Source organism: Bacillus sp. Nf3, assembly GCF_003028545.1.
Lineage (GTDB): Bacteria > Bacillota > Bacilli > Bacillales > Bacillaceae > Bacillus > Bacillus safensis.
Genome location: NZ_PYUA01000032.1, coordinates 1 through 749 on the forward strand (window position 1 = coordinate 1; position 749 = coordinate 749).

1 protein-coding gene is annotated in these 749 nt (G+C 59.8%); it reads left to right on the forward strand.

The features are described 5' to 3' along the window. Nucleotides 1–367: 367 nt before the first annotated feature. The coding region (gene pilM / locus C9414_RS20705) for a type IV pilus assembly protein PilM (protein ID WP_142398067.1) at nucleotides 368–749 on the forward strand (382 nt) is incomplete at its 3' end.

Below are 749 nucleotides of genomic sequence, written 5' to 3' on the forward strand. Positions count from 1 at the left end.
CCTGCATTTCCACGTCACGCAGGGTCTGCACGTCGGGAAGCTTGGAGGACACGGCGTAATACAGACCGCCCACAGCGGCCGCGCCGATCAGCGCCAGGACCAGGACAATCAGGAAGATCCAGCGCAGCCAGCGGCGGAGTCGAGTCATCGGGTTCAGATTCCGATTGCGAATTTCGTGGTCGCAGAGTATAGATTACGCAAGGTGGCGGCTGGGGTCGGCACCGGGGAACGCAAGGGGAATTGCCAGGGGCTGCATCGTGAATCCGTGAGGGATTTCACAGCAGGGCGGTTGTCATTTGCTAAGAATACGTTATTAATGCGCGGACGCAGCTCTTGCGTCCAAGTGCCCGTCGGCAGGGGAGAAACCGTGGGGCTCATCCCAAAAAGTCAGTCGCCGCTCGTTGGCGTCGACATCAGTTCGACTGCGGTAAAGCTTTTGCAGCTGTCCCGCAGCGGCAATCGTTTCCGTGTGGAACATTATGCTGTGGAACCTCTTCCGCCGAATGCGGTGGTGGAGAAGAACATCGTCGAAGTGGAGGCCGTGGGTGAGGCCATCCGCCGCGCGATGAACCGTTCAGGCAGCAAGGCCAAGCTGGCTGCTGCTGCCGTGGCCGGCTCGGCGGTGATCACCAAGGTGATCCCGATGCCGGCCGACCTGGACGAAAACGACATGGAAGCCCAGATCGAGCTGGAAGCGGTCAACTACATTCCGTATCCGATCGAGGAAGTGAACCTGGACTTCGAGGTGA